General features: G+C 48.5%; 13 protein-coding genes. 7 read left to right on the top strand and 6 right to left on the bottom strand.

Features of this window, described 5'->3' with window-relative positions:
* Positions 1 to 5 precede the first annotated feature (5 nt).
* The 4 genes from AOC06_RS05465 to AOC06_RS05450 all read left to right on the top strand — a co-directional run bounded on the left by AOC06_RS05465 (position 6) and on the right by AOC06_RS05450 (position 4,175).
* Positions 6 to 1,472, top strand: a complete 1,467-nt coding sequence (locus tag AOC06_RS05465; RefSeq protein WP_215379282.1) for an NADH-quinone oxidoreductase subunit M — start codon at positions 6 to 8, stop codon at positions 1,470 to 1,472.
* Between the two features lie 10 nt (positions 1,473 to 1,482).
* On the top strand, positions 1,483 to 2,982 hold the full coding sequence (nuoN, locus tag AOC06_RS05460) for an NADH-quinone oxidoreductase subunit NuoN (protein WP_215379280.1): 1,500 nt from the start codon (positions 1,483 to 1,485) through the stop codon (positions 2,980 to 2,982).
* A gap of 18 nt (positions 2,983 to 3,000) precedes the next feature.
* On the top strand, positions 3,001 to 3,603 hold the full coding sequence (locus AOC06_RS05455; protein WP_215379277.1) for an NUDIX domain-containing protein: 603 nt from the start codon (positions 3,001 to 3,003) through the stop codon (positions 3,601 to 3,603).
* Positions 3,604 to 3,671: 68 nt separating this feature from the next.
* Positions 3,672 to 4,175, top strand: coding sequence for a DUF1178 family protein (locus AOC06_RS05450; RefSeq protein ID WP_112238350.1), 504 nt, complete (start codon positions 3,672 to 3,674; stop codon positions 4,173 to 4,175).
* A gap of 77 nt (positions 4,176 to 4,252) precedes the next feature.
* On the opposite strand, the gene AOC06_RS05445 is transcribed toward AOC06_RS05450, so the two are convergent.
* A complete protein-coding gene (locus AOC06_RS05445; protein WP_215379276.1) occupies positions 4,253 to 5,776 on the bottom strand; it encodes a CoA-acylating methylmalonate-semialdehyde dehydrogenase in 1,524 nt (507 codons plus the stop codon).
* Positions 5,777 to 5,930: 154 nt separating this feature from the next.
* Here AOC06_RS05445 and AOC06_RS05440 point away from each other — a divergent pair, with 154 nt between their 5' ends.
* Genes AOC06_RS05440 through AOC06_RS05430 form a run of 3 tightly spaced genes read left to right on the top strand, consistent with a single transcriptional unit; the run spans position 5,931 to position 8,872 of the window.
* The gene (locus AOC06_RS05440) at positions 5,931 to 7,052 is read left to right on the top strand and encodes an NADH:flavin oxidoreductase/NADH oxidase (RefSeq protein WP_215379274.1); all 1,122 of its coding nucleotides are present in this window, start codon (positions 5,931 to 5,933) and stop codon (positions 7,050 to 7,052) included.
* A 2-nt stretch (positions 7,053 to 7,054) separates the two neighbouring features.
* Complete coding sequence (locus AOC06_RS05435; protein WP_215379273.1) at positions 7,055 to 7,729, top strand: SprT family zinc-dependent metalloprotease; 675 nt, start codon at positions 7,055 to 7,057, stop codon at positions 7,727 to 7,729.
* Positions 7,730 to 7,780: 51 nt separating this feature from the next.
* The gene (locus AOC06_RS05430; RefSeq protein WP_305120657.1) at positions 7,781 to 8,872 is read left to right on the top strand and encodes a tartrate dehydrogenase; all 1,092 of its coding nucleotides are present in this window, start codon (positions 7,781 to 7,783) and stop codon (positions 8,870 to 8,872) included.
* Here AOC06_RS05430 and dnaQ read toward each other — a convergent pair.
* The 5 genes from dnaQ to AOC06_RS05405 all read right to left on the bottom strand — a co-directional run bounded on the left by dnaQ (position 8,869) and on the right by AOC06_RS05405 (position 15,209).
* Positions 8,869 to 9,564, bottom strand: a complete 696-nt coding sequence (dnaQ, locus tag AOC06_RS05425; RefSeq protein ID WP_215379271.1) for a DNA polymerase III subunit epsilon — start codon at positions 9,562 to 9,564, stop codon at positions 8,869 to 8,871. The genes AOC06_RS05430 and dnaQ overlap by 4 nt on opposite strands.
* A gap of 1 nt (position 9,565) precedes the next feature.
* Positions 9,566 to 12,664, bottom strand: coding sequence for an efflux RND transporter permease subunit (locus tag AOC06_RS05420; protein WP_215292499.1), 3,099 nt, complete (start codon positions 12,662 to 12,664; stop codon positions 9,566 to 9,568).
* An 11-nt stretch (positions 12,665 to 12,675) separates the two neighbouring features.
* On the bottom strand, positions 12,676 to 13,980 hold the full coding sequence (locus AOC06_RS05415) for an efflux RND transporter periplasmic adaptor subunit (RefSeq protein ID WP_255879893.1): 1,305 nt from the start codon (positions 13,978 to 13,980) through the stop codon (positions 12,676 to 12,678).
* An 85-nt stretch (positions 13,981 to 14,065) separates the two neighbouring features.
* Complete coding sequence (rnhA, locus tag AOC06_RS05410) at positions 14,066 to 14,521, bottom strand: ribonuclease HI (protein WP_215331060.1); 456 nt, start codon at positions 14,519 to 14,521, stop codon at positions 14,066 to 14,068.
* Between the two features lie 16 nt (positions 14,522 to 14,537).
* Positions 14,538 to 15,209, bottom strand: a complete 672-nt coding sequence (locus AOC06_RS05405) for a class I SAM-dependent methyltransferase (RefSeq protein ID WP_255879892.1) — start codon at positions 15,207 to 15,209, stop codon at positions 14,538 to 14,540.
* Positions 15,210 to 15,305 lie beyond the last annotated feature (96 nt).

Raw genomic sequence — 15,305 nt, 5'->3', positions numbered from 1 at the left:
CCATCATGATTCTTTCATTTGCCATCTGGATTCCGATTTTCTTTGGACTCATTATTTTGTTCTATGGGTCTGAGCATCCCAGCGCGGGTGTGCGTTGGCTTGCCCTGATCGGATCCATCATTGGTTTCATTGCAACTCTGCCGCTAATTTTGCAATTTGATATTGCCAATGCAGGCATGCAGTTTGTCGAGAATGTTTCTTGGATTCCCCGTTATGACATTAACTACCACTTAGGAGTTGATGGCATTTCCGTTTGGTTCATTGTTCTGACCGCTTTCATCAATATCTTTGTTGTGATTGCTGCTTGGGAAGTGATTGATAAGAAGGTCTCGCAGTACATGGCGTCATTCCTGATCCTCTCTGGATTAATGATCGGGGTTTTTGCTGCGCTTGATGCTTTGCTCTTCTATGTTTTCTTTGAAGCGACCCTGATTCCGATGTACATCATCATTGGTGTGTGGGGTGGTCAAAACCGAATCTACGCAGCGTTCAAGTTCTTCTTGTACACCTTGCTCGGTTCTTTATTGACCTTGATCGCGATGCTGTACCTGTATAACGCAACCAATACCTTTGATATTTTGACTTGGCAAAAAGCACCATTGGATATTGTTGAGCAAGTTCTGATTTTCTTTGCCTTCTTCATGGCTTTTGCTGTGAAAGTACCAATGTGGCCACTGCATACCTGGCTGCCTGATGTACACGTTGAGGCGCCTACTGGTGGTTCAGTGGTCTTGGCGGCGATCATGTTAAAGCTGGGTGCTTATGGTTTCTTACGTTTCTCATTACCCATTGCCCCAGATGCCAGTCAGTATCTCGGCCCCTTTGTGATCTTCCTGTCTTTAGTGGCGGTGATCTATGTTGGTACCGTAGCCCTGGTTCAAAAGGATATGAAAAAACTGGTGGCCTATTCATCAGTGGCCCACATGGGCTTTGTTACTCTGGGCTTCTTCCTCTTCAGCCCCTTGGGCGTAGAGGGCGGTATTGTTCAAATGATCTCGCACGGTTTCGTATCCGGCGCGATGTTCCTCTCCATTGGTGTACTGTACGACCGCATGCATACCCGTCAAATTGCGGATTACGGTGGCGTAGTTCACAAGATGCCAGCCTTTACTGCTTTTGCTGTATTGATGGCGATGGCCAATTGCGGCTTGCCAGCGACTTCCGGTTTCGTGGGGGAGTTCATGGTAATTCTGGCGGCGGTCGATTACGACTTCTTGATTGGTATTTTGGCAGCCACCGCTTTGATTCTGGGTGCGGCATATTCTCTTTGGATGGTTAAGCGTGTGTTCTTCGGTGCAATCCACAACAAGCACGTTGAGGACCTTAAAGATCTCAATGCCCGCGAGTATTTCATGATGGCTGTATTGACAATCTGTGTACTGGGTATGGGTGTCTATCCCAAGCCCTTTACCGACATCATTCATCCCGCTGTGATTAATCTGCTGCAGCATGTTGCTGTTAGCAAAATCTGAGTAAAAGCACATGCAAGCCTTTGACCTTTTCGCCATCCTGCCTGAACTCGTACTACTCGTAGTGACCTGTGCGCTTCTAGTTGCCAGTGTTTATGTTCGAGAGCGTCAGCCCGCCCAGGCTGGAGTAGAACAAGATATCTTCCACACCCCACGCGGGGTGGGATTTGTTTATTTCTTCACGATTATTTTGCTGGCTTACTTAGTCATCGCCTTTGCTGGCCGCATCGGTGATGTCTCACTGGTGGCGATGAATGGCTTGTTTCAGTCTGATCCATTCTCCAATCTCTTGAAAGCCTGTTCTTGCGGGGCAGTACTTGTAAGCTTGATCTACTCTAAGCAGTACCTGATGGATCGCGGTCTATTCCGGCCTGACTTTATTGTTTTGAGCTTATTGGCTTTGTTGGGTCAATTGGTTTTGGTTTCCGGTTCGAATCTGCTGACCCTCTACTTGGGTCTCGAGTTGATGGCTCTCCCTACCTATGCCTTGGTAGCGATGCGTCATAACAGTGAGAAGAGTGTTGAAGCTGCCATTAAGTATTTCATCTTGGGGGCCTTGGCCTCCGGATTCTTGCTCTACGGCATGTCGATGCTCTATGGAGTAACTGGCTCACTCGATCTCATTGAGATCTTCAGAACAGTGGCTGATCCCCGTGTAAATCATTTGGTGATGGCATTTGGCTTGGTATTTATTGTTGCTGGCTTAGCCTTTAAGTTGGGTGTAGTGCCATTCCACATGTGGGTGCCGGATGTGTATCAAGGTGCGCCAACTGCGGTGACCTTAATGATTGCCGCTGCTCCGAAGATTGCTGCTTTTGGATTGTTATTCCGCTTGCTAGTGAATACCTTGTTGCCACTTTTGGGTGACTGGCAGCCTATGCTAGTACTCTTATCTATTCTGTCGCTGGTGGTTGGTAACGTTACGGCGATTGCCCAAACCAATGTGAAGCGGATGTTGGCCTACTCAGCTATTGCGCAAATGGGCTTTGTGATGCTCGGTATGCTTTCGGTGTTTGATGATCACGCATTTAGTGCATCGACATACTACGTTATTACCTATGTCTTAACCACGCTGGGTAGCTTCGGTTTATTAATGCTACTGTCACGCAAGGGCTATGACTGCGAAACTTTAGATGGTTTAAAGGGTCTCAACAAGAAGCACCCTTGGTTTGCCTTTATTGGTTTGGTCATGATGTTCTCCTTGGCCGGTATTCCACCAACAGTCGGTTTTGCCGCAAAGCTATCCGTCCTCGAGGCCTTAGTAGATGCTCAACATACCTTTATCGCGATCATCGCGGTGATTGCTTCCTTGATCGGTGCTTTCTACTACTTGCGTGTTGTGAAGGTGATGTATTTTGATGAGCCTTTGCATGAAACCACCATATCGGGATCCACCTTTGCTAAAGGTCTTTTGAGCCTCAATTGCATTCTGGTGCTGGTCTTGGGAATTTTCCCTGGTGGCCTGATGGCGACTTGCCTCGACGCAATGCGTCGCACCTTGCTGGGCTCTTAAGCTCTTTAAGGTCCGGCCATGACCGAAAAATCCCTACACGACTTACCTCCAGGTGATCAGCATCTTCGTGAGGAGAGAATCTCGGGCGAAGATATCTACGGCGGCATTTTCTTAAATATGAAGCGCGATCGGGTTAGCTTGCCCGATGGCCAAGAGGCGGTCCGCGAGTATTTGACGCATCCTGGTGCGGTTGCTATTTTGGCAATACTCGATGATGGCCGCATACTGCTGGAGCGCCAGTATCGCTATCCCATAGCCAAAGTCTGCATGGAAATTCCTGCAGGTAAATTGGATCCCAATGAAGATCCTCTAGTTTGTGCACAAAGAGAGCTTGAAGAAGAAACAGGTTACTCTGCCAGTAAGTGGAGCTATATCCGCCGGATTCATCCGGTGATTTCATATTCCACTGAGTTTATCGATATCTATCTAGCCGAAGGCCTGCAAGCTGGTAAGAGTCGCTTAGATGAAGAAGAGTTTCTGGATGTCTTCGCCGCGCCTTTGGATGAAATCTTGGCCTGGGTAGAGCAGGGTGTCATTACCGACGTCAAAACCACTATTGCGATTTATTGGTTAGATCGCTATCGCCGCAATCTCGTTAAACCCAGCGCCCTGGGTTCTTAGCTAGCCCTGCATAAACCCGATAAAATAGGGGCTATTGAATTTGGCATATTTGCCCCCATTTAGGTTTTATGAAAGTCTACAATTTATCCTGCCCCTTAGATCATCGCTTTGAGGGTTGGTTTGCGTCTGAGGAAGATTGCCTCTCCCAACAAGCAAATGGTATCTTGGCGTGTCCTCTATGCGATAGTACCGAGATTACTCGGATGCCATCTGCTCCACATATTGCGAAATCAAGCTCAAGCCAGAGCATGGAGCTAGCCAACACAGCTCAGCCTCAAGTGCAGCAAGTTAGCCCTAGCGGCGATGTCGTTGCTTTAGCTGGCAGCGATCACTCTCAGTTGGAGGCCCAAGTACAAGCTGCTTTTCTGAAAGGCATGCGTGAGCTGATGGGGCGCTCTGAGGATGTGGGTTCTGCATTTGCAGAAGAGGCTAGAAGAATTCACTACAAAGAGTCTCCCGAGCGAAGCATTCGTGGTCAAACCACCCTAGATGAAGCTGAAGCTTTGCGAGATGAGGGTATAGAGGTAATGGCGATGCCGTTGTTACCCGCATTCAAAGATACCTTGCAATAGATTGCATGCTGCTTCATTGAGGATAAAAAAATAGCGATCCGAAGATCGCTATTCTGATTACTGCCGTATTCACCGACTTATTTGGAAGTCGGCATCACAAACTCTGCACCTTTGTCGATACTTTCAGGCCAGCGCTGCATCACGCTCTTTTGCTTTGTATAGAAGCGAACACCTTCTTTACCGTAGGCATGCATATCCCCAAAGAGGGATTTTTTCCAACCACCAAAGCCATGCCATGCCATCGGCACAGGAATAGGTACGTTGATGCCTACCATGCCGACTTGAACGCGGCGTGCAAACTCACGAGCGATGTTGCCGTCACTGGTGAAGCAGGCTACGCCGTTGCCGTATTCGCAGGAGTTGACTAGGTTCAAGGCGTCGGTAAAGTTCGCTACGCGCAAGCATGAGAGAACTGGCCCAAAGATCTCCTCGAGATAAATCTTCATATCGGGCGTCACGTTATCAAATAAAGTGCCGCCGATGAAGAAGCCATTCTCATGGCCTGGGACTTTGAGACCGCGACCATCCACCAATAATTTAGCGCCAGAGGCAACGCCACTCTCGATGTAACCAGTAATTCTATCGAGCGCTACTTTAGTAACGATTGGACCCATTTCAGCGTCAAGCTCCATGCCATTCTTAACCTTCAGGGTCTTGGTACGCTCAATCAGTTTAGGCATGATCTTGTCAGCAGCAGTACCAACTAAGACTGCTACTGAGATCGCCATGCAGCGTTCACCAGCAGAGCCATAGGCCGCGCCAATGAGAGCGTCAATTGCTTTATCCATGTCGGCATCTGGCATGATCACCATGTGATTCTTGGCGCCACCCAATGCTTGTGAGCGTTTGCCAAAATGTGCACAGCGCTCGTAAATGTAATTAGCAATCGGGGTTGAACCGACGAAGCTGACTGCCTTAACGTCTGGGTTCTCAATCAAAGCATCAACGGCTTCTTTGTCGCCTTGCACCACATTAAATACCCCATCAGGCAAACCCGCTTCTTTGAGGAGCTTAGCCATTAATAAGGCAGGGGAAGGGTCAGTTGGGCTGGGCTTGAGGATAAAGGTGTTGCCACAGGCGATTGCGACTGGGAACATCCACATGGGAACCATGACGGGGAAGTTAAAAGGCGTAATGCCGGCTACAACACCCAAAGGTTGGCGCATCACCCAGTTATCAATCCCAGTCGAAACTTGTTCGGTGTAATCACCCTTGAGCAGCTCAGGAATGCCTGTAGCAAATTCTACGATTTCAATACCGCGGGTTACTTCACCTTGGGCATCGGTAAACACTTTCCCATGCTCGGCAGTAATCATGGCGGCTAACTCATCACGGTGAGCATTGAGGAGCTCGAGATACTTAAACATGATGCGAGCCCGGCGCAATGGCGAGGTCTGGCTCCAGGTCTGAAATGCGGTTTCTGCAACGGCTACAGCCTGATCTACGTCCTTGCGGCTGGCCAAGGCAACCCGACGGGCTACTGAGCCGGTAGAGGGGTTGTAGACGTCGGCAAAGCGACTATCTTGAGGGGTAACTACTGTGCCACCAAGGAAGTGTCCAACATCTTCTTTAGATTCAAAGGCTTGGGGTGCATTCTTCATAATGTGTATTTTGTGATCCTCAGGTTTGTCGGCAAAAAGAAGGTTTCCAGGATCGTGAGGGCCACGAAAGAGGGTCTCCTATTCTTGTTTTAGGTATTCTATCGCTTTCGCTGTTTTTAGTCTGATAACCGCATTTTTGCCCTAAAAGGTCCCTATGAGCCTGCTTTTTTCTAGTTATTCCTTACCCTCACCAAAAGGCCCTGTAAGCCTCGCCAATCGCATCGTCGTTGCACCCATGTGCCAGTACTCTGCAGTGAATGGTGAGGCAACAGACTGGCATTTAATGCATTGGGGCAACCTCTTAAATAGCGGCGCAGGTCTATTCATTATTGAGGCTACTGGAGTCACTCCTGAGGGGCGCATTACACCAGCCTGTTTAGGTTTATGGGATGACCGTACGGAAGCAGCTTTAAAAGACAAACTGAGTCGCGCCCGTAAGTTGGCTCCTGCTACTCCAGTATTTATCCAGCTAGCGCACGCTGGTCGCAAGGCCTCTAGTGCAACACCATGGGATGGCGGTCAACTCTTAGCAGTAAATCAGGGCGGCTGGGAAACCGAAGCACCATCAGCCATTCCTCAGCTTGAGGGCGAGCGTTTGCCCCATGAGCTTTCTAAGGACGAGCTCAACAAGATGATTGCATCATTTGTAACTGCCGCTAATCGAGCAGTACGCATTGGGGTTGAAGGCGTGGAACTACATGGTGCACATGGTTATTTACTGCATCAATTTTTATCGCCTATCTCCAATCAACGTACAGATGAATACGGCGGCTCGTTTGAGAATCGCATTCGTTTTCCTTTGGAGCTATTCAAAGCAGTCAGAGCTGCCTACTCAGGTGTATTAGGCATTCGGATCTCTGCGCATGATTGGGTCGAGGGTGGTTGGACACCAGAAGAGACTGCAGAATTTGCGGTGCAACTCAAAGCGATTGGTTGCGACTACGTTCACATCTCTTCCGGAGGAATTTCGCCATTGCAAAAGATTGCGATTGGACCCAAGTATCAAATACCGTTTTCAAAGATTGTTAAAGAGAAATCTGGTCTGCCAACGATGGCAGTTGGTTTAATTACCGACCCACATCAAGCAGAAGAAATTCTCCAGGATGGTGATGCAGATCTCATTGCTTTGGCTAGAGCATTTCTCTACAAGCCACGTTGGGGTTGGGAGGCTGCTGCAGCGCTCGGTGACACCGTAGTTGCTAACGAGCGCTATTGGCGTTGCCTGCCACGCGAAGCCCAAGCTATCTTTGGTGGCGTCAAAGTAGGGCAGCGCTAAACATGACATCAGAAGTAAAGCAGCATGCGGTTCGCGAATCCTGGCTCCAAGATGCAGTAAGACATTTAGAGCCGGTATTCTCTAAAGCGGGTTATGCAATTCCACCTGTGAGAGTCTCTTGTGGTTTTCCGGCATCGAGTAGTCCTCGCACAACCCTGGGCCAGTGCTGGCCTCGCGAGCGATCGGGTGGTGGCGTCAATGAGATTTTCATCTCACCTAAATTAGATGATCCAGTGCAATTGTTGGATACCTTGGTACATGAGTTATGCCACGCAGTCGATGACTGTTTTAGTGGTCATGGAGAGGACTTCAAAGGTATTGCTCAAACTGTAGGGCTAGAGGGTCCTGCTCGAATGGCGCATGCGACTGAGGAATTGATGGTCAAGCTCTCCATGATTAGCCAAGAATTAGGCCCTTATCCTCATCAGGCGATTGTGTTTCCGCCCCCTCGTCCAAGCAACGCCAGTCGCAGTAAGGCAAAGTGCAGCCAGTGTGGCTATGAAGTCACTTTACTCAAGCGCTGGGCTAGCTATGGTGCGCCGATCTGTCCAAGGGATAATATTCGGATGCAAGAGGCTGTGCCAGAAACCATTGAAAATACAAGCGAGCACGATACTGAGAGCGTAGAGCGGGGTAGCAAGACCAGCAGTGATGATATTCGCCGGGCGATTAGCTAAACTTTTTCGCTAGTAAAATAAATCAACATAACTAACTAATAGACAAAACTGATGAACGCAAAAAAGATCTTCAAGAACCCTAAAATCGCTGTGATTGCCGGTGACGGTATTGGTAAAGAAGTGATGCCAGAAGGCGTTCGTGCCTTAGAGGTGGCTAACCAGAAATTCGGCATTGGCATGCAATTCGACCATTTTGATTTTGCTAGCTGTGACTATTACCAAAAGCACGGCAAGATGATGCCTGACAATTGGTTTGAAACCTTAATGCAATACGATGCCATTTTCTTTGGTGCAGTCGGAATGCCCAATATCATTCCTGACCACGTATCGCTGTGGGGAAGTTTGATCCAGTTTCGTAGGGGCTTTGACCAATACGTTAACTTACGTCCTGTGCGTCTTTTACCTGGTGTACCTTGCCCCTTGGCGAATCGTAAGCCTGGCGATATTGATTTCTTCGTCGTACGTGAAAACACGGAAGGTGAGTATTCGAGCGTCGGCGGCAAGATGTTCCCCGATACCGATCGTGAATTTGTAGTGCAAGAATCTGTATTTACCCGTTATGGTGTAGATCGTATTTTGAAGTACGCATATGATCTGGCGCAGAGTCGTCCAAAAAAGCATTTAACTTCAGCTACCAAATCCAATGGCATTGCCATCACCATGCCGTATTGGGATGAACGGGTTGAAGCCATGGCAAAACAATTTGCTGATGTTAAAACCGACAAGTACCACATCGATATTTTGACGGCACAGTTTGTTATGAACCCTGACCGTTTTGACGTTGTCGTTGCTAGCAATCTCTTCGGCGACATCTTGTCTGATTTAGGCCCAGCTTGTACCGGCACGATTGCCGTTGCGCCATCGGGCAGTATTAATCCCGAAGGGAAATTCCCATCTTTGTTTGAGCCTGTGCATGGTTCAGCACCCGATATCTACGGCAAGATGATTGCTAACCCGATTGGGCAAATTTGGAGTGGCTCCATGATGTTGGATCATCTCGGATATCCTGAGGCTGGCAAAGCAATCTTTACTGCGATTGAGAAGGTGCTTGCGGGTGGACCCAAGAACTCACCTTTGACTCCAGACTTGGGTGGCACTGCGAAGACCGATGATCTTGGTAAGGCAATCGCCGCAGCGATTTAAGCACTCCAGACGGGGTCTTTTTTGCTAGCCTTGGCGATGTCTGCCAAAATTTGCTCATGCTGTTTGCATTCATCTGCACTGGCAGCCATGAGTTTGAGATTGGTAGGTAAGGCCTTGGGTAGGCCAGCATCATCGTGATTGACTGTGTAGTCAATCAGATCAATGGTGAGGTCCTCTTGACCCCGAGTCATCGCTAAATAGACCTCGGCAAGTAATTGCGCATCCAATAAAGCACCGTGTAGAGTGCGGTGCTCATTGCTGATAGAAAAACGCTCACAAAGGGCATCTAGAGAATTTCGTTTACCCGGAAACATCTGCCGCGCATCGAGCAGGGTGTCAGTGATCTTGGCGGCTAAAGATCTAAATGCTGGTCTTTTGAGTAGGGCGAATTCATTATCCAAGAAACCCAAGTCGAAGGCAGCGTTATGAATCACGATCTCAGCGCCATCAACAAACTCAATCAATTGATCAACGATATTGCCAAAGACTGGCTTGTCAGAGAGAAACTCTCTTGAAAGACCATGGACTGCAAAAGCGCCTGCATCGATATCCCGCTCTGGATTAATGTAGTAATGAAAGGTCCGATCCGTTAAACGTCGACCAATCATTTCAACGCAGCCGATTTCAATAATGCGATCACCGGTGGCAGGGTTTAATCCCGTTGTTTCAGTATCGAGAATAACTTGACGCATATTAGGTTCCCTCTAAAACAGATTCCGGAATTTCCATGGGCCCGTTGCCTGCGTATTTATCTAGGTAGAGATAAATCACGGGCGTAATAATCAAGGTCACAAATTGAGAGAAGATCAAGCCGCCTGCAACCGTAATACCTAGCGGTTGTCTAAGTTCAGCGCCTGCACCCAGACCCAGAGCGATCGGTAGGGCGCCCATCAAGGCAGCAAAGGTTGTCATCATGATAGGGCGGAAGCGCAAGATACAGGCTTCACGAATCGCTTTTTCTGGAGTCATACCTTGACCTCGTTGCGCCTGCAGAGCAAAGTCGATCATCAAAATCGCATTCTTCTTCACAATACCAATCAAGAGCAAGATGCCAATCGATGCGATCACGGTGAGCTCAAAGCCAAAGAGACGCAGCGCTAGGATGGCACCAATCGCTGCCGAGGGTAATCCTGCCAAAATGGTTAAGGGGTGAATGTAGCTCTCGTATAGAACACCGAGGATGATGTAAATCACACCCAAGGCAGCCAGAATCAAAATAATTTGACCCGATTGGTTGCTCTTAAATACTGCAGCATCGCCGCCGTAACTGGTGATGATAGAAGGGGGTAAACCAATTTCGCGGCAGTAAGACTCAATCTTTTTAGTGGCATCGCCCAAGAAAACATCTGGCGCCAGGTTAAAGGAGAGTGTGACCGCAGGGATCTGGCCTTGATGGTTAACCGCAGTGGGTCCAACTTTGCGCACAAAGCTAGCAACGCTCGATAGTGGCACCAATTTGTCGGTAGCGCGACCACGAACATAGACTTTATTCAAATCGGTTTCGTATTGACGGTCTTCAGCGGCTGTTTCCAAGATGGCGTAGTAGGTATTGACAGGTGTATAGATAGTCGAAACTTGACGCTCGCCAAATGAAGAGTAGAGCGCAGTCCGAATATCAGCAATCGTCACACCAGCATTAGCAGCCTTTTCTCGATTGATCTCAATCTGAATATCCAAGCCCTTCAGTTGAGAGTCGCTGGTCACATCACGAAATAAGGGGTCAGCTTTCATCTTTTGCATGAGCTTCTCAGCCCAGTCATTGACACCTTCAAAGCCAACGCTTTGCAAGGTAAATTGATAGCGGCTCTTACTACTTTTACCTCCCAGCTGAAGGTTTTGAGTTGGGCGCATATAGACCTGAAGGCCAGGCAGCTCTTTGAATTTGGCACGCAAGCCCTCTAAGACCTGTGCCATTTTTTGTCGATCACCCTTTGGTTTAAGAATAATAAAAATACGGCCTGTATTTGTGCCAGAGCTAGCGCCACCACCAATCACAGAGATGGAGCTATCTACATTGGGATCGGAATTCACAATTGCAGCGGCCTGATCCTGGAGTGCCAGCATTGCGGTAAAGGAGATATCCTCTGAGGCCTCGGTAGTGGCAAAGATTTGCCCAATATCTTCCTCGGGGAAGAAGCCTTTAGGTGTATAGATGAATAAAACAATCGTGATCACAAAAGTAGAGATAGCCCCCCACAGGACCTTCTTGCGATTGCGAAGAGCCATGTCGAGATAGTGGATATAGGTTTTGAGCATCCAATCAAAAATACGATCAAACTTTTTATTAATTTCAAACTCTTTAGGGTGCTCACCCGGTTTTGGCAGGAAGCGGCTACACATCAGGGGGACGATCGTCAGGGAAGCAACGGCCGATACCAAAATCGACAGGGTTACGATTACAGCAAACTCCCTAAAGAGCAAACCAATTGGACCCGCCATGAAGAAGAGGGGGATAAAAATAGCAACCAATGAAATCGAGATCGAGATGATGGTGAACCCCACCTCTTTACTGCCCTTGAGGGATGCCTTGAGTGGATCCATGCCTTCTTCGACATAGCGCATGATGTTTTCAAGTACTACGATCGCATCATCGACCACCAAGCCTACTGCTAGCGTAATACCTAGTAGTGAAATGTTATCCAGGCTATAACCCATAAAGTAGAGCAGGAAGAAGGCGCCTATCAAAGAGATCGGCATGCTAACCGTTGGGATGATGGTCGCCGAGATATGTTTTAGAAACAGGAAAATCACCAGCACTACTAGCAGGACTGTCAGACCCAATGTGAAGTTCACATCATGAATTGATTCCAAGATGGATATTGAGCGGTCGTTTAAAAGACTTAATTTGATTGAGCTGGGCATCTGCTTTTGCAATTGAGGAAGCAGGGCTTTAATCGAATTGACAACATCGACCGTATTGGCATTTGGCTGACGTAATACAGCAATCGCGATCGAGCGTTCGCCGCCAGAGGTTGCCCAGGTCTTGACGTCCTCATAACTCTGGCTGACTTCTGCGATATCACGCAGATAAATTGGCAAGCCATTTTTTTGGCTAATGATGAGGTTGCCAAATTCTTCAGGCTTGACCAGTTGTGGGTTGGCGTAAATGGTGATGGACTGACGAGGGCCGTCTAGAACGCCAACCGGACTATTGGTATTGGCTTTATTCACAGCAGTAGCCACGTCATCCATCGTCAGGTTGCGGTTCGCTAATGCATCTGGATGGACGCGGATGCGAACGGCATAACGTTTGGCGCCATACACAATGACCTGTGCAACACCGCTGATAGTAGAAAGATTGGGTGATAGTAAATTCTCTGCGTAGTCGTTGAGGTCAGAGAGATTCATGGAGGGTGAGCTCATCCGCACCACCAGAACGGGTGTGTCAGCAGGATTAATTTTTCGATAAGACGGTGGAGATGTCATCTCAATCGGCAGACGCTTTTGAGCTCTCAAGAGCGCAGCTTGAACGTCTACTGCGGCTTTGTCGATATCTCGATCGTTATTAAATTCGAGAGTGATGCTGGTTGTGCCCAGAAAGTTGCTTGAGCTAATCACCGTAATGCCATCAATCGTTGAGAACTCTTTTTCTAAGGGCAGGGCAACCGAGGCTGCCATATTCTCTGGTGATGCGCCTGGTAGAGATGCGCTAACCGAGATAACGGGAGAGTTAAAGCTAGGAAGCGCAGCAACAGGAATATGGAGATAGGCAACAGCACCGGCGATGACGGTCGATACTGAGAGCAGTACCGTCATTACGGGACGCCGAATACATAATTCGGATAACGTCATGTGACCTCTATTTAGCTAGGATTGACTGGTTGGATAGCAAGCTTAGATTCTCTAATCTTGCTACCAGGACGCAGATTTTGTTTGCCTTCAACGACAACCCGATCCCCCGCAGCAATACCATCCACCACTGCTTGACCTTGATATTCATAGAGAACCTTGACAGGCTTAGCAACCGCTTTATCGTTTTGATCTACGATGTAAACCGTTTTGCCATTGGGACTCAGAATGATGGCCTGAGAAGGAACTTGCAGAGCCCCTTTGAGGGTGCTGGCTTCTAAAAATACGCGGGCAAACTGGCCTGGGAGCAAGGTCATTGCATCGTTGGGGATCTGAGCCTTGACCCGCACGGCACCAATTGATGGATCCACTTGGTTATCTACCACCAATACCTTGCCCTCATAAATGCGCTTGCTAGCATCGCCTACTGTGACTTTTACAGTGAGCGCGTCTCCATCAAGCTGATTTTCTAAGACCGTGGGGATATCTTTTTCTGGGATGATGAACTGCACATTGATGGGGTTCAGTTGGGTAATGGTGACCATGGAGCCAACGCTAGAAGTAGCAGTTGAATTCGTGGCGGTGGAAACCACATTACCTGCTTGTACCAAGGAGCCAGGGAAGACGTTCACAATACCAGCACGACCATCAATCGGTGAGCGGATGTAATCAAAAGACAGCTGGACTTCAGCGGCTTTAGCAGCGGCAAGGGCGGACTTGGCGTTAGCGTTCGAGGTTTCTAAACCTGCTTTAGAAATAAAGTTTTTGGCAACCAGTTCCTTGGCTCGTAAATACTGGCTTTGAGCGTCATCTGCCAGTGCTTTGAGCTTGTCGTAATTGGCTTTGTCATTGCGATCATCCAATTGAAACAGCAAGTCACCTGCTTTCACCTCTTGACCATCTTTGACCAAAATTTTCGCAACCGTATTGGTGATCATGGGGCGAATATCAACGATATTGTTTGAAACAATCGTGCCGGTGGCTTCAATGACTAGGGGCACGTCTTTGGGCTCCACTAGGACCGTCGTGACAGTGACTGGTCCGCCGACTTTGTCAGCAGCGGGGAAGAAATAATTGACGATCTTCGAGCCAGCGTAAAGCACAAATAGAACCCCAATGATGCGCCATTTGTACTTGAGAACAAAGGCCTTGATTTGAGCGTAATCCAGTTGCTTTATTTGGGGCGAATACTTTTCCCAGTAGGGGCGCAGTTTTTCCTCGACCTGAGATTGAAGTCTTTGCAACTGCTCAACGCATTTCTGGGCAATGGGCTGAAGCTTGGGGGGAAGTTTGCTAACGAATAGTTGAATTTTGGACACGGTCTCGAAGGCAGTTTTAGTAGTTCTCAGAATCCGACCATTCTCTCATAAACCCCTTAAAAAAGGCTTCTAAGCTAGGGGCTAGCTAGGGCAGGTACTCTTCGACCCCACGATTCGCGAGCTGATCAGCCAGTTCATTGCCGGGGTCGCCGTTGTGTCCCCGGACCCAATGCCATGAGATTTGGTGTTTGGGTAGTAATTCGTCCAACTCTTGCCACAGGTCAGCGTTCTTAACGGGCTCTTTACTAGCGGTTTTCCAGCCTCGCTTTTTCCATCCCTCTAGCCATTCGGTTACCCCTTTTTGGACGTATTGGGAGTCCGTCCAGAGCTCTACTGAGCTAGCCTGCCTCAGGGCTTTGAGCGCATGAATGACAGCGCTAATTTCCATGCGATTATTGGTAGTGTGCTCTGCACCGCCATGTAAGTGTTTTTCATGACCGCCCGAGCGCAGCACTGCTCCCCAGCCTCCGGGGCCAGGATTGCCTTTGCATGCTCCGTCGGTATAAATGACAATGTGGTGAGCGTGTTTAGTATCTGACATGGTTGGCTGATGAGGTTTATTTGGACTTTAGCTGATTTCGCTCTGCAGCCGGACTCAATTGCTGGATTGCCGGCAGAATTTTGCTGGGGATTCGACCAATCAAACGCATGCCAGCTTGTCTTTTGATCGCCGAGATTAAGAATACGGCCCCAAAAATAGGCCACCAACGGTTACCCATCAACTCCAAGAAATCCATGCGTGCCATACCGCTCTTGCTCTGGAGCGGCCATTTATAGCAGCCAAAGTGACCGCGGTCTAAAGAGAAATTGAGTAATTGCAGCCAGTCTTTAATCCGCATCAGCCCAATGAACTGCCCGTCTCGAGGCAGGTAAGGATTGCCAATTAGGCGACTGAGATACTGCCTCACTCCCCAAATGCTGGCCGGATTGAATCCAGAAATAATCAGTCGACCCTCAGGGCGAAGCACGCGTTCTACTTCACGCAGAACTTGATGAGGGTCTGCAGCGAATTCGAGCACATGCGGAAGAATTAATAAATCAATGCTCTCGCTGGCAAAAGGGAGCTCATGATTTTCACCTTCAATGATGTGCCATTGCGCCGAAGGTAAGTTTTCTTGAGTGTCATGACGACCAATCAATAAGGCATGCAATGGCATGCGATTTTCTGCTAGGGAGTTGATCTGCGGTAACCCAATTTGGACAGCATGAAAACCAAAAACGTCGGCCACGATTTGATCAAAGCAGCGCTGCTCCCAGTTTAGGACATACTTTCCCGGGGGTGATTCAAGCCATTTTTCCCATGAACTCCATGGTGGTGCGGGGGC

The organism is Polynucleobacter paludilacus (assembly GCF_018687595.1).
Classification (GTDB): domain Bacteria; phylum Pseudomonadota; class Gammaproteobacteria; order Burkholderiales; family Burkholderiaceae; genus Polynucleobacter; species Polynucleobacter paludilacus.
The sequence above is the reverse complement of the archived record's forward strand: the minus strand, read 5'-3'. Positions and strand labels throughout refer to the sequence as shown.

What these genes read in the sequence shown, in the direction of transcription:
- AOC06_RS05465 (WP_215379282.1), top strand. Translation starts at nt 6, where the DNA reads ATGATTCTTTCATTTGCCATCTGGATTCCGATTTTCTTTGGACTCATT.
- nuoN (WP_215379280.1), top strand. Translation starts at nt 1,483, where the DNA reads ATGCAAGCCTTTGACCTTTTCGCCATCCTGCCTGAACTCGTACTACTC.
- AOC06_RS05455 (WP_215379277.1), top strand. Translation starts at nt 3,001, where the DNA reads ATGACCGAAAAATCCCTACACGACTTACCTCCAGGTGATCAGCATCTT.
- AOC06_RS05450 (WP_112238350.1), top strand. Translation starts at nt 3,672, where the DNA reads ATGAAAGTCTACAATTTATCCTGCCCCTTAGATCATCGCTTTGAGGGT.
- AOC06_RS05445 (WP_215379276.1), bottom strand. Translation starts at nt 5,776, where the DNA reads ATGAAGAATGCACCCCAAGCCTTTGAATCTAAAGAAGATGTTGGACAC.
- AOC06_RS05440 (WP_215379274.1), top strand. Translation starts at nt 5,931, where the DNA reads ATGAGCCTGCTTTTTTCTAGTTATTCCTTACCCTCACCAAAAGGCCCT.
- AOC06_RS05435 (WP_215379273.1), top strand. Translation starts at nt 7,055, where the DNA reads ATGACATCAGAAGTAAAGCAGCATGCGGTTCGCGAATCCTGGCTCCAA.
- AOC06_RS05430 (WP_305120657.1), top strand. Translation starts at nt 7,781, where the DNA reads ATGAACGCAAAAAAGATCTTCAAGAACCCTAAAATCGCTGTGATTGCC.
- dnaQ (WP_215379271.1), bottom strand. Translation starts at nt 9,564, where the DNA reads ATGCGTCAAGTTATTCTCGATACTGAAACAACGGGATTAAACCCTGCC.
- AOC06_RS05420 (WP_215292499.1), bottom strand. Translation starts at nt 12,664, where the DNA reads ATGACGTTATCCGAATTATGTATTCGGCGTCCCGTAATGACGGTACTG.
- rnhA (WP_215331060.1), bottom strand. Translation starts at nt 14,521, where the DNA reads ATGTCAGATACTAAACACGCTCACCACATTGTCATTTATACCGACGGA.